The following is a 12,666-nucleotide window of genomic DNA, read 5'->3' on the forward strand; positions in this document are numbered from 1 at the left end:
ATGGTGCTGGTATACCGGTTTCGCCTTTACCCCGCTCGCTATTCATACAGCATTTTGTCGCGTGTCACTTCCGTTGTGGCGACTTGCCTGAGAGTGACGCGTTTTCAGAAGACAGAGGATGTAGCATGAGTCAGTTTTTCTATATTCATCCGCAGAACCCGCAACCACGTCTGCTTAACCAGACGGTGGAGATCCTGCGTAAAAGCGGTGTTATCGTTTATCCCACCGATTCAGGGTACGCACTGGGGTGCATGCTGGAAGACAAAGCGGCGATGGAGCGCATTTGCCGTATTCGCGAACTGGATCAAAACCATAATTTCACGCTGATGTGTCGCGACCTGTCAGAGTTGTCCTCCTATGCGTATGTGGATAATGCCGCGTTTCGCTTGATCAAAAATAATACGCCGGGTAATTACACCTTTATCCTCAAGGCAACCAAGGAAGTGCCACGTCGCCTGATGAACGATAAGCGCAAAACCATTGGTATGCGTGTGCCGTCTAACCCGATTGCACTGGAATTACTGTCGGTACTGAATGAGCCGTTAATGTCAACCACGCTGATGCTGCCGGGTAACGATTTTGCCGAGTCTGACCCGGAAGAAATTCAGGAACAGCTGGGTAAGCGGGTTGACTTGATTATTCATGGTGGCTTTTTGGGACAACAACCCACCACGGTTATTGACCTGACCGACGATGTGCCAGTGGTAGTACGCGAAGGTACGGGTGATGTGACACCGTTTTTGTAATACGGCTCCTGTTTGTCATTTGTTATTCTTGCAATAAGCCTTACGGTCAGGCGAGGCTTACCGCACAAAGCCCATTGTCGCTAACATTTGGCATACAAATGGGTTGAATCAAGGTATAATCGCGCTATTCTGCGTTAACTCTTTATTTTTAATGAGTTAACGCATTTCTGGTCATCAATGACATTCCCCCCGACGCCTGTGAAGGCGACATCAGAGGTTGCTCAATGAGCGAAAAGCTACAGAAAGTACTGGCGCGTGCAGGGCACGGTTCACGCCGCGAAATTGAAAGTATGATTGAAGCCGGGCGCATTAGCGTTGACGGCAAGATTGCCACGCTGGGGGATCGCGTTGAGGTGACCCGGGCGACCAAAATTCGTATCGACGGACATGTGGTGTCAGTTCGTGAAACTGAAGAAGCTGTCTGCCGTGTATTAATGTATTACAAACCGGAAGGGGAACTCTGTACCCGCAGCGACCCGGAAGGCCGACCGACGGTGTTTGATCGTCTGCCGCGCATTCAGGGATACCGTTGGGTGGCAGTAGGGCGTCTTGACGTGAATACCTCTGGCCTGTTGCTGTTTACAACGGATGGTGAGCTGGCTAACCGTCTGATGCACCCCAGCCGTGAAGTTGAACGTGAGTATGCCGTACGCGTCTTTGGCGAAGTGGGTGATGATAAAATTCGTCAATTGAGTAAGGGTGTTCAACTGGAAGATGGCCCGGCGGCATTTCGCGCGATTCGCTATCAAGGTGGCGAAGGGCTGAATCAATGGTACAACGTCACCCTGACGGAAGGCCGTAACCGCGAAGTACGTCGCTTGTGGGAAGCGGTGGGCGTACAGGTGAGTCGTCTGATCCGTGTGCGTTACGGCGATATTCAGTTACCGAAAGGGTTGCCCCGTGGTGGTTGGACGGAGATGCCGCTGGCTGACGTTAACTACTTGCGTGAACTGGTGCAACTGACGCCCGAAACGGTCAGTAAACTGCCAGTGGAGCGCGAGCGCCGTCGGGTGAAGGCTAACCAGATACGCCGTGCGGTGAAACGCCATGGGCAGACGGGCGCGGCGAGTCGTCCTGCTGGTAACCGTCGCAGTGCGCCGAAGCGCAACGGCTGATTGGTTTGTCTGAGGCTGTGCCGGCTGGCGCAGCCTCTTTGCTGTTGTCTCCTGGGTGTCCATCTACCTTCGCGGTTTATTCTTTCCTGATATCTACCAGTCAATTCCTTGCTGGGCTTGGATCCCGGCGTCAAAGGCATGTTTCACCGGCCGCATTTCCGTTACGGTATCCGCTATTTCCAGCAGGTCGCGATGACAACCCCGGCCAGTAATGATCACGCTTTGGTGCGCTGGCCTCTGCTGTAGTGCGATCATGACATCGTTCAGCGGCAGGTAATCGTAGCTCAGCATATAGGTCAGTTCATCGAGCACCACCAGGTCGAGCGAATCATCGGCCAGCATACGCAGACCATGTTGCCACACGCGCTGGGCGGCTTCGGTGTCTGTCTGGCGGTTTTGTGTATCCCAGGTAAAGCCGGTCGCCATCACCTGAAACTCCACCCCATGCTGCTGTAGCAGATTCTTTTCGCCGTTTGGCCATTCACCTTTAATGAACTGGATGACGCCTGCTTTCAGTCCGTGCCCGACGGCCCGGGTCACCGTACCGAAGGCCGCCGTGGTTTTTCCTTTACCGTTACCGGTAAATACCATCAGAATGCCACGTACGTCTGTGGCAGCGGCGATGCGGGCGTCGACTTTCTCTTTAAGTCGCTGTTGACGTTGCTGGTGACGATCATCACTCATAAGCGAGTACCCTTTGTTCCATTGTGTGTTGCATCATTCGGCTGGGCCGGGTTTGCGGTCGGGTTGTGCGTCAAAGCTCATGCCGGTCTTACGGCGGCTGTCATCCCCCATCAGATAGAGGTAAAGCGGCATAATATCTGCCGGTGTTTTGAGCTTGTTCGGATCTTCGTTGGGGAATGCGGCGGCGCGCATCGGAGTACGGGTACCACCAGGATTGATGCAGTTGACCCGCAGGTTGCGGTTGCGATACTCCTCGGCCAGTACCTGCATCATGCCTTCGGTCGCAAATTTGGAGACCGAATAAGCCCCCCAGTTAGCTCGCCCCTGACGACCCACACTGGAACTGGTGAAAATGAGCGACGGGCTGGTGGATTTCAGCAGCAACGGCAATAACGCCTGCGTCAGCATAAACGTCGCGTTAACGTTAACCTGCATGACCTGGTGCCAGACGGTAGCAGATTGTTCCTCCATCGGCACAATGTCACCCAGCAGACCGGCATTGTGCAGCACGCCATCTAGCCGCGGTAGCGCCTGACCAATCTGCCCGGCTATCTGCATAAAGTCATGTTGACTGGCGGTCAGCATATCGCAGGGGATGAGATAACTGTGAGTCCCGCACTCTTGCAGGATTTGTTGTTCCACGTCCCGCAGTTTACTCTCGGTACGTCCCAGCAACACCAGGCTTGCACCATGACGAGCATAGGTCAGTGCGGCCTCGCGTCCAATGCCGTCACCGGCACCCGTGACCAGAATAATACGGTGTTGCAACAAGTCTTTTTTCGGTTGGTAATGCAAAACAGTGTCCTCTGGCTGTCATCATTCGTGGATGATGCGGTGTTTCTAAAAAGCCATCATGGTTTTTTTATGCCTGAAACAATAGGTGTTTTCAATCAGAAGGTCCGGCTTTCTCACAGACTACGCAGCAAAAAGCAGCGGAAAGTTCAATTTATATATAAAGATCATCGCCATCACGCTTGTCATACGTTAGGTTAGAAGCTCGGCGCACCGCGCTGTAAGCCGTAATGGTTGTTGTAGAATCAACGTCATATATCACATTGGTCAATGAAGGCGGTATTTGTGGAATTACTTTCTCAGTATGGTTTATTCCTGGCAAAAGTCGTCACCCTTGTCGTCGCGATCGGCGCATTGGTGGTGCTGACAGTCGGTATGACGCAGCGTAAACGCCATCGTAAAGGCGAACTGCAAGTGATTAATCTGGGCGAACAATACCGTGAAATGCGGCAGGAGATGCGGTCTGCCGCGATGAGCGACACCGAGCGCAACCTGCTGGAGAAAAAACAAAAAAAAGAAGACAAGGAAACCGCCAGACAGGAAAAGAAACGTGCCAAACGTGGCGAGGAGAAATCCGCTCGCCCGTGCTTATATGTACTCGATTTTAACGGCAGCATGGATGCGGGCGAGGTCAGTTCGCTACGTGAAGAGGTATCGGCGGTGCTGGCGGTGGCGCGTCCGGAAGATGAAGTGTTACTGCGACTGGAAAGTCCCGGTGGCGTGGTGCATGGCTACGGGCTGGCCGCATCCCAGTTACAGCGCATCCGGCAGCGCGGTATTCGCCTGACGGTAGCCGTGGATAAAGTAGCGGCCAGTGGCGGCTATATGATGGCATGTGTGGCGGATCGTATTGTGGCGGCACCGTTCGCTATTGTCGGGTCGATTGGCGTGGTAGCGCAAATCCCGAACTTCAATCGGTTATTGAAAAATAAAGATATTGATGTGGAGCTACATACGGCGGGCCAGTACAAACGCACACTGACGCTGTTCGGTGAAAACACGGATGAAGGACGGGAAAAATTCCGTCAGGAATTAAATGAAACGCATCTGCTATTTAAACAGTTTGTCAGCGAGATGCGTCCGTCCTTGGATATTGAATCGGTCGCGACCGGTGAGCACTGGTTTGGTACGCAGGCGAAGGACATGGGGCTGGTGGATGCCATTGGCACCAGTGACGACCTGCTGATTGCTGAAATGGAAAACCACGAAGTATTGGCAGTACGCTATACCCGCCGTAAGCGCTTGCTGGACCGGTTAACCGGCAGTACCAGTGATGCGCTGGAACGTCTGATGCTGCGCTGGTGGCAACGAGGAAATCATTCCCACCTGTAAGTCAGTTGTTTGACCTGCCTGTCCGTGTATTGCCTTTGTATCAATACCATCAGTGTATTGTGGCGTGCCGGATGGGTGGGATACTGCCTGTTATTTGCATTCTGGTTTCGGTATAAATATTGTGTGGCGATTTTTAATCGTTTATTCATCTATGAGTCATTTTATTTTTCTGATGCCCCGATAATTTAATTTTTATAGTTCATGGCTGTTTTTAAATTAAAAATAGATGACCTCGATGAATGAACGGCCCGTGGGGCCGTTCATGTGATGAATTATCGAATAGTTATCTGTGTGGATAACGTATTTCTTGGCGCATTCGTTGATGTGTCCTGGAATTGGAATTGACCACTTTCATTTCCATCCAGATTATAATAACGCATCCAGCCTACAACGGTGTAACCGGCCGGACAAGGGAAGGTATATTGCCCCCCGACATTACAAATAGTATCGGTTTGATAATTGGCGCTGCGTGGCAATAAACCGCTGTTCATCCAGGCCACCGGATTACTGCCGTAACCAATTTCCTGTACCGCTACCCTAAGTTGTGAGCCACCGTGGTCACAGGTGGTTGAAAATTGCCCCAGAGAGGTCATGGGTTCCCAACCACAGTTAGACGAACCTACGGCATAGACCGCCACACGTGATAGCGCGGGGGCCGGAGCTCGCAATGGACCAGACGATGATGAACGGGGGGTATCTCTGGCTACAGAAAGCGGGCCATTGCTTTCCAGCGTCTGGAACGTTGTCAGGCCTGATTCAATCGGCAGGCCTGCCTCATCGGTATTATTAAGGGTTTGAGAATAACTGCCATGACTAAAAACTGCTGCGAGTGACAATAACAAAGGCAATCCAAATTGCTTTTTCATAACACTCTCCATAAATGATTTTTAATGGATGCTGGTAAAGCATCGCTCGAGAGTATAAGTAATGATTTTTGTTATGTAAATAAATAGCAATATTTGTTGTGAAATGTTTTTGTTTTTTTAAAAAAGAATCTCATTTAAATAATATCTTTTTAAATTAAGTGCATTATATTTGTTTTTTAATTATTGGAGTGTTGTTAATGGTAGCGTTACCATTTTTTGTTATGACAACATAAAAAGTGTGGTCATAACATGACTGACGGTTAGTCATCGGGAATACATAAAAGGAATATCGGTGAATGCCAAACGATACGTGAATCGGGAAGCGTAAAAACATCGCGAAGGCACCGGGCGCCGTGCTCCTGCTCCCGGTGCAAGGTTGGCATTAATCGATGAGTTGGTATTTTTCTGATAAGACGTGCGCCAGATGCTTGAACATGTTGAACACGGCTGTGGTTTTGTTGGTGGGGAGCCCGTCGTTATCGAGAAAGTACTCGCCGCGGAACACCAGCACACCATTCTTCTGTTCGACCGCATCGGCGATCATGCCATGCAGATAATCGTCGTGATTTTGAATCAGTGTATTGGCTTCCTGTAGCAGAGCTTCACGGCTAATCGGTGTTTTTTCTTCATTTATGTGTATAAAACCAGGCATGGTCTTTCTCTCCTGCTAGTAACCTTAGTTTTTCTGGCACTATTGTAGCGTTTGAGCGGGATTTAGCGCAAATGGACTGATTTTTAGTCACTCTATTGCCGATAAACACAAGAGCAATGATTGGCGAAAACAGGTTTTACATGCTAATTAGGTTGCGTGGTGCTATTTATCAGGTAGAGTGTGGGATTTTGCATCGTCGGGCGGAAAAATTGCGTTACACCGGGATAGAACCGGTTGCCGATGAGTGCGATGCAGTAAAGAATAATCCTGATTGATCATAGGGTTGCGGCGCAGTGAATGCGTGCGGCGCACCATCGCCGCGTTAAAAAAACGATTTCCCGCAACCGTGATGGTTCAGGCTACGCCGGCTGGAAAGCCAGAGCGAATAACTGAGAAAATTTTTTCTTTTTTCAAAGAATTCAGTAGGTAACAATATATTATGGGTAAAGCTCTCGTTATCGTCGAGTCCCCGGCAAAGGCCAAAACGATTAATAAGTACCTTGGCAATGACTACGTGGTGAAGTCCAGCGTAGGGCATGTACGTGACTTGCCGACCAGTGGTTCGGGTTCCGCGAGCAAGAAGGGCGCTGAAGGCACTGCTGAGAAAACCAAAAGTGGTGAGAAAGCCAAGAAAGCGGTCAAAAAAGATGAAAAAACCGCGCTGGTTAATCGCATGGGCGTTGATCCGTACCATGGCTGGCAAGCCCATTATGAGATCCTGCCCGGCAAGGAGAAAGTGGTCTCAGAGTTAAAAACGCTGGCACAGAATGCTGACCACATTTACCTCGCAACCGACCTTGACCGCGAAGGGGAAGCCATTGCGTGGCACCTGCGGGAAATTATCGGTGGTGATGACAAGCGGTTTAGCCGTGTGGTGTTTAACGAAATCACCAAGAATGCCATTCGCCAGGCGTTTGAAAAACCAGGCGAGCTGAATATCAACCGTGTTAATGCCCAACAGGCACGCCGTTTTATGGATCGCGTTGTCGGGTACATGGTGTCGCCGCTGCTGTGGAAGAAGATTGCCCGCGGATTGTCTGCCGGACGAGTGCAGTCAGTGGCGGTGCGTCTGGTCGTCGAGCGCGAGCGTGAAATCAAAGCGTTTGTGCCGGAAGAGTACTGGGAATTACATGCCGATCTGCTGGCGAATGCCGAGACGGCATTGCAGATGCAGGTAACGCATCATCAGGGTAAACCCTTTCGCCCGGTAAATCAGGCACAGACACAGGCGGCGCTCAGCCTGCTGGAAAAAGCCAGTTATGTGGTCGATGAACGGGAAGACAAACCGACCAGCAGCAAACCGGGCGCTCCTTTTATTACGTCTACGTTGCAACAAGCCGCCAGTACCCGCCTGGGCTTTGGCGTGAAAAAAACCATGATGATGGCGCAGCGACTGTATGAAGCCGGTCATATCACCTATATGCGTACCGACTCCACGAACCTGAGTCAGGATGCGCTGGTGATGGCGCGTGATTATATCCAGAGTGAATTTGGTAAACGCTATCTGCCGGATGCCGCTAACCTGTACACCAGCAAGGAAAATTCACAGGAAGCGCATGAAGCGATCCGTCCTTCTGATGTCAAGGTACTGGCTGACCAGCTTAAAGAAATGGAAGCTGATGCACAAAAACTGTATCAACTGATTTGGCGGCAGTTCGTGGCGTGTCAGATGACGCCAGCCCAGTACGACTCCACCACACTGGTGGTCAGTGCCGGAGATTATCAACTGCGCGCCAAGGGACGTACCCTGCGTTTTGATGGCTGGACCAAAGTGATGCCGGCATTGCGCAAGAGCGATGAAGACCGGACGTTGCCAGTTGTTGAAGTAGGACAAGCGTTGTCGTTGGAAAAATTGTTGCCAAGTCAGCATTTTACCAAGCCACCGGCACGTTACAGCGAGGCGTCACTGGTTAAGGAACTGGAAAAGCGCGGTATCGGCCGTCCTTCTACCTATGCGGCTATCATTTCTACGATTCAGGATCGTGGTTATGTTCGGGTAGAAAATCGTCGTTTCTATGCGGAAAAAATGGGGGAAATCGTCACTGACCGGCTGGAAGATAACTTCCGCGAGTTGATGAATTATGATTTCACCGCACGTATGGAAAACAGCCTTGATCTGGTTGCCAACAGCCAGGCCGAATGGAAAGCGGTGCTGGACGAATTCTTCGCCGAATTCAGCAAGCAACTGGAAACCGCCGAGCTGGAGCCGGATGAAGGTGGGATGAAGCCGAACCAGATGGTGCTCACCAGCATTGATTGCCCGACGTGTAGTCGTCAGATGGGCATTCGAACCGCCAGTACCGGAGTGTTTTTGGGGTGTTCTGGTTATGCGTTGCCGCCGAAAGAGCGCTGCAAAACTACCATTAACCTGATCCCGGAAGCAGAAGTACTGAATGTGCTGGAAGGTGATGAGGCTGAGACCAATGCGCTGCGTGCTCGTCGCCGTTGTTCGAAATGTGGTACGGCGATGGACAGTTATCTCATCGACAATCAGCGTAAGCTGCATGTGTGCGGTAACAACCCATCCTGCGATGGCTATGAGATTGAACACGGCGAGTTCCGGCTGAAAGGGTATGATGGCCCGGTCGTTGAGTGCGAGAAGTGTGGTTCGGAAATGCACCTGAAAATGGGGCGTTTTGGCAAGTACATGGCCTGTACCAACGAAAGCTGCGGCAATACCCGTAAAATTCTGCGTAACGGTGAAGTTGCACCGCCGAAAGAAGATCCGGTTCCTTTGCCGGAGCTGGCGTGTGAAAAATCCGACGCGTATTTTGTGCTGCGCGACGGTGCTGCTGGTGTGTTCCTGGCAGCCAATACGTTCCCGAAATCACGGGAAACCCGTGCGCCACTGGTGGAAGAGCTGGTGCGCTTCCGTGATCGCCTGCCGGAAAAGCTGCGTTATCTGGCTGATGCGCCGGTAACCGACCCGGAAGGCAATAAAACGCTGGTGCGGTTTAGCCGTAAGACCAAACAACAGTATGTCTCTTCTGAAAAAGAAGGAAAGGCAACGGGATGGTCGGCGTTCTATGTTGACGGTAAATGGGCCGAGGCCTCGCGTTAATTGTGCCGATAGTTGACTAAAACCGCATTTTTTCCCCGTGGTTACGGTTACATTACCTTAAGCCAGCCTGCACAGGCTGGCTTTTTTGATCCATGAACCATGAATATCATCCGCAGGCAGCCGATAACAAAAAAGGAAATAAAAACCCGTTTTCCAGTACCAGTACTGTCTAATCAATATGGAAAATGGTTATATAAAATATTTTTTTATGATTAAATGGCATTTATCACATGGCGGGAATCTATACCGTTGCATTGAGCTGTCACCACCTTGTCAACGCAGATAACGTCAATAATACAGATGCCGCCGCGCATGACATATTACGGAATGGGATAACTTATGAAACTGCAACAGCTTCGTTATATCGTTGAAGTTGTTAATCACAATCTGAACGTTTCCTCCACGGCCGAGGGGTTGTATACCTCCCAGCCAGGGATCAGTAAACAAGTTCGGATGCTGGAAGATGAACTGGGTATTCAGATTTTTGCACGCAGCGGAAAACATTTAACGCAAGTGACACCCGCCGGACAAGAAATCATTCGTATTGCCCGAGAAGTCCTGTCCAAGGTCGATGCCATCAAGGCCGTTGCGGGTGAGCATACCTATCCGGATAAGGGGTCGCTGTATGTGGCAACGACTCATACTCAGGCGCGTTATGCTCTGCCTGATGTGATTAAAGGATTTATCGAGCGTTATCCACGCGTATCGCTGCACATGCACCAGGGCTCGCCCATGCAAATTGCTGAGGCGGTGGCGAAAGGTACGGCGGATTTCGCCATAGCCACTGAAGCGCTGCATTTGTATGAAGACCTGATTATGCTGCCGTGCTATCACTGGAACCGTGCGGTGGTTGTGAAACCCGATCATCCGTTGGCGGGAAAATCACAGATCAGTATTGAAGAGTTGGCCGCTTACCCGATTGTTACCTATACCTTTGGTTTTACCGGTCGTTCAGAACTGGATACCGCATTCGATCGGGCCGGGCTGACGCCGCGCATTGTGTTCACCGCTACCGATGCCGATGTGATTAAAACCTATGTCCGTCTGGGGCTGGGCGTTGGCGTTATCGCCAACATGGCAGTCACGCCTGCCAGTGATCCGGATCTGGTAGCGATCAATGCTGATAACTTGTTTAGCTACAGCACGACAAAAATCGGGTTCCGTCGCAGCACGTTCCTGCGTAGCTACATGTACGATTTTATTCATCGTTTTGCACCGCACCTGACGCGGGATGTGGTCGATTCCGCGATTTCGCTGCGCTCCAATGAAGAAATCGAAGCCATGTTCAAGGATGTGACGCTGCCGATAAAATAACCGTCTATTGTGCGCTCGATTGCACCCGTGGTGATGTCAATAACGTATGACACAACATGGTATGACAAGCATAAGGGCAGGTGAAAACCTGCCCTTATCATGAGAGGGAAAGGCTGTTGTCGGTCAAATATCGACTTTTTCTTTATATTCGCACAAGTCTTCTATCAGACATGCGCCGCAGCGTGGTTTTCGGGCAACACAGGTATAACGGCCGTGGAGAATCAGCCAGTGGTGGCAGTCGACTTTAAATTCAGCCGGGACGTATTTCAGTAATTTTTCTTCTACCTGCTCGACGTTTTTGCCCGGTGCGAAATGGGTACGATTGCAGACACGAAAAATGTGTGTGTCGACTGCGATGGTGGGCCAGCCAAAGGCGGTATTCAATACGACATTGGCGGTTTTGCGCCCCACACCCGGCAGGGCTTCCAGTGCGGCACGATCTTCCGGCACCTGACCTTGATGTTTTTCCAGCAGAATGCGGCAGGTTTTGATGATGTTCTCCGCCTTGCTGTTAAATAACCCGATAGTTTTGATATACGCCTTCACGCCTTCCACGCCCAAGTCCAGCATAGCCTGCGGCGTATTCGCGACCGGATAGAGTTTTTCTGTTGCTTTGTTGACGCTCACATCGGTTGCTTGTGCGGACAGCAGTACCGAAATGAGCAACTCAAACGGCGAGTTGAATGTTAGTTCGGTGGTCGGATGGGGGTTGTTGTCCCGCAGGCGACTAAGAATGGCAATCCGTTTCTCTTTGTTCATGTTGTCCCGCGTTCTGTTATTCCGCTAACGTCTGTGATGAACCGATGACGGTGGGGCGTACCGTACGGGCCTGGCGCTGTTTCCGTTTCTCGTCGATAAGGTACTTACCGGCCAGCATCATTCCCAGCCCAATAAACGCGCCGGGTGGCAGAATCATCAGCAGGAACGGCGAATCCATGTGTACCACCTCAACGCGCAGTACCCGAGCCCAACTGCCCAGCAGCAGGTCAGCGCCATCAAACAAGGTACCGTTGCCAAGGATTTCTCGTATCGCCCCCAGCACAAACAACGCACTGGTGGCCCCGAGCCCCATGAACAACCCATCCAGCGCAGACAGTATCACCGTATTTTTAGAAGCGAAGGCTTCCGCTCGCCCAATCACGATGCAGTTGGTCACGATCAACGGGATAAAAATACCCAGCGACTGATACAACCCATAGGCGTAGGCATTGATCAGCATTTGCACGATGGTGACCACCGAGGCAATAAGCATGACGTAAATCGGAATGCGAATTTCGCCTGGCACCCAGCGGCGCAACGCTGAAACGGCAATATTAGTGCAGGCCAGTACCAGTGTGGTCGCCAGCCCAAGTCCGAGAGCATTCGTGGCCGTTGAGGTAACAGCCAGCAGTGGGCAGAGCCCCAGCAGTTGTACCAGTGCAGAGTTGTTTTTCCACAATCCCTGCAAGGCCAGTTCCTTCGTCTGGTTCATGGTTTCTCTCCACATGGCGTCAGGCTGGATAAACGCGGCGGCAAGGTCTGCAAAAACAACACGCTGCGTTTCACTGCGTTCACCACCGCTCGCGGGGTAATGGTGGCACCGGTAAACTGGTCAAACTGGCCGCCGTCTTTTTTCACCGCCCAGCGGCTGTCCTGCGGGCCCGTTATCGTCTGGCCGGTAAAACCGGTTATCCAGTTGGAAATACGAATGTCGATCTTATCCCCTAGACCTGGGGTTTCGTGATGTTCGGTAACACGTGTTCCCAGCACGTTACCATGAAAGTCTGCGCCAATCAGCAGGTGGATTGCGCCGGAATAACCGTCTGGCGCGGTACTTTCCAGTGCCGCGGCTACGGGGGTACCGTCGTGGCGCGCGATATACACGCGGTGTGGCGAGGTAGACCCCAACACCGGGTCAGTCACCAGATAACATTCGCTAAGCAGATTGTTGTTATACCGATTGGCAGGCAGTACCTGATCAAGCAGGGCGCGCTGTTGCGCGATGACCTGCTGTGAAATGGTGCTTTCGGTCAGATAGTTGACCAGCGCCGTCAATCCGGTAGTGAACGCGGCAAACAAGGCCAGTGTAGTCGCATGGCGACGCATTGTGGTCAGCAACATAATC

13 protein-coding genes are annotated in these 12,666 nt (G+C 51.4%); 6 read left to right on the top strand and 7 right to left on the bottom strand.

Going from position 1 to position 12,666, the window contains the following annotated elements; all coding sequences use genetic code 11:
* Positions 1–125 precede the first annotated feature (125 nt).
* A complete protein-coding gene (locus LF929_RS10160; RefSeq protein ID WP_016941321.1) occupies positions 126–746 on the top strand; it encodes an L-threonylcarbamoyladenylate synthase in 621 nt (206 codons plus the stop codon).
* Between the two features lie 224 nt (positions 747–970).
* A complete protein-coding gene (rluB, locus tag LF929_RS10165; RefSeq protein ID WP_023639728.1) occupies positions 971–1,861 on the top strand; it encodes a 23S rRNA pseudouridine(2605) synthase RluB in 891 nt (296 codons plus the stop codon).
* A gap of 93 nt (positions 1,862–1,954) precedes the next feature.
* On the opposite strand, the gene cobO is transcribed toward rluB, so the two are convergent.
* Both cobO and LF929_RS10175 read right to left on the bottom strand, forming a co-directional pair.
* Positions 1,955–2,545 (bottom strand): cob(I)yrinic acid a,c-diamide adenosyltransferase, encoded by a 591-nt coding sequence (gene cobO, locus LF929_RS10170; RefSeq protein ID WP_210175665.1) that lies wholly within the window; start codon positions 2,543–2,545, stop codon positions 1,955–1,957.
* A gap of 33 nt (positions 2,546–2,578) precedes the next feature.
* Complete coding sequence (locus tag LF929_RS10175; protein WP_038904401.1) at positions 2,579–3,340, bottom strand: YciK family oxidoreductase; 762 nt, start codon at positions 3,338–3,340, stop codon at positions 2,579–2,581.
* 282 nt (positions 3,341–3,622) lie between these two features.
* Here LF929_RS10175 and sohB point away from each other — a divergent pair, with 282 nt between their 5' ends.
* A complete protein-coding gene (sohB, locus tag LF929_RS10180) occupies positions 3,623–4,669 on the top strand; it encodes a protease SohB (protein ID WP_038909573.1) in 1,047 nt (348 codons plus the stop codon).
* A gap of 272 nt (positions 4,670–4,941) precedes the next feature.
* Here sohB and LF929_RS10185 read toward each other — a convergent pair whose 3' ends face one another.
* Together LF929_RS10185 and LF929_RS10190 are read right to left on the bottom strand one after the other, a co-directional pair.
* Positions 4,942–5,535: a YolA family protein gene (locus LF929_RS10185; RefSeq protein ID WP_226092557.1), complete on the bottom strand. Its 594-nt coding sequence runs from the start codon at positions 5,533–5,535 to the stop codon at positions 4,942–4,944.
* Between the two features lie 382 nt (positions 5,536–5,917).
* On the bottom strand, positions 5,918–6,187 hold the full coding sequence (locus LF929_RS10190; RefSeq protein WP_038904399.1) for a YciN family protein: 270 nt from the start codon (positions 6,185–6,187) through the stop codon (positions 5,918–5,920).
* Between the two features lie 140 nt (positions 6,188–6,327).
* Here LF929_RS10190 and LF929_RS10195 point away from each other — a divergent pair, with 140 nt between their 5' ends.
* The 3 genes from LF929_RS10195 (at position 6,328) to cysB (ending at position 10,562) form a co-directional block, all read left to right on the top strand.
* Positions 6,328–6,462, top strand: a complete 135-nt coding sequence (locus LF929_RS10195) for a hypothetical protein (RefSeq protein WP_264084732.1) — start codon at positions 6,328–6,330, stop codon at positions 6,460–6,462.
* 164 nt (positions 6,463–6,626) lie between these two features.
* Positions 6,627–9,248 (top strand): type I DNA topoisomerase, encoded by a 2,622-nt coding sequence (gene topA, locus LF929_RS10200; RefSeq protein ID WP_226092556.1) that lies wholly within the window; start codon positions 6,627–6,629, stop codon positions 9,246–9,248.
* Positions 9,249–9,587: 339 nt separating this feature from the next.
* Positions 9,588–10,562, top strand: coding sequence for an HTH-type transcriptional regulator CysB (gene cysB, locus LF929_RS10205; RefSeq protein WP_038908014.1), 975 nt, complete (start codon positions 9,588–9,590; stop codon positions 10,560–10,562).
* 123 nt (positions 10,563–10,685) lie between these two features.
* On the opposite strand, the gene nth is transcribed toward cysB, so the two are convergent.
* From nth to rsxG, 3 genes are read right to left on the bottom strand one after another with little or no spacing between them, the layout of a single operon-like run.
* Entirely contained in the window at positions 10,686–11,321 is a 636-nt protein-coding gene (gene nth, locus LF929_RS10210; protein ID WP_038904395.1) for an endonuclease III, read from the bottom strand.
* Between the two features lie 16 nt (positions 11,322–11,337).
* Positions 11,338–12,033, bottom strand: a complete 696-nt coding sequence (locus tag LF929_RS10215) for an electron transport complex subunit E (RefSeq protein ID WP_038908013.1) — start codon at positions 12,031–12,033, stop codon at positions 11,338–11,340.
* Positions 12,030–12,659 (bottom strand): electron transport complex subunit RsxG, encoded by a 630-nt coding sequence (rsxG, locus tag LF929_RS10220; RefSeq protein WP_038925960.1) that lies wholly within the window; start codon positions 12,657–12,659, stop codon positions 12,030–12,032. Before rsxG ends, LF929_RS10215 begins: the two co-directional genes overlap by 4 nt.
* Positions 12,660–12,666: the final 7 nt, after the last annotated feature.

It is taken from the genome of Dickeya oryzae (genome assembly GCF_020406815.2).
Lineage (GTDB): Bacteria > Pseudomonadota > Gammaproteobacteria > Enterobacterales > Enterobacteriaceae > Dickeya > Dickeya oryzae.

Coding starts and splice junctions, on each gene's coding strand:
- LF929_RS10160 (WP_016941321.1), top strand. CDS start 126: ATGAGTCAGTTTTTCTATATTCATCCGCAGAACCCGCAACCACGTCTG.
- rluB (WP_023639728.1), top strand. CDS start 971: ATGAGCGAAAAGCTACAGAAAGTACTGGCGCGTGCAGGGCACGGTTCA.
- cobO (WP_210175665.1), bottom strand. CDS start 2,545: ATGAGTGATGATCGTCACCAGCAACGTCAACAGCGACTTAAAGAGAAA.
- LF929_RS10185 (WP_226092557.1), bottom strand. CDS start 5,535: ATGAAAAAGCAATTTGGATTGCCTTTGTTATTGTCACTCGCAGCAGTT.
- LF929_RS10190 (WP_038904399.1), bottom strand. CDS start 6,187: ATGCCTGGTTTTATACACATAAATGAAGAAAAAACACCGATTAGCCGT.
- LF929_RS10195 (WP_264084732.1), top strand. CDS start 6,328: ATGCTAATTAGGTTGCGTGGTGCTATTTATCAGGTAGAGTGTGGGATT.
- topA (WP_226092556.1), top strand. CDS start 6,627: ATGGGTAAAGCTCTCGTTATCGTCGAGTCCCCGGCAAAGGCCAAAACG.
- cysB (WP_038908014.1), top strand. CDS start 9,588: ATGAAACTGCAACAGCTTCGTTATATCGTTGAAGTTGTTAATCACAAT.
- nth (WP_038904395.1), bottom strand. CDS start 11,321: ATGAACAAAGAGAAACGGATTGCCATTCTTAGTCGCCTGCGGGACAAC.
- LF929_RS10215 (WP_038908013.1), bottom strand. CDS start 12,033: ATGAACCAGACGAAGGAACTGGCCTTGCAGGGATTGTGGAAAAACAAC.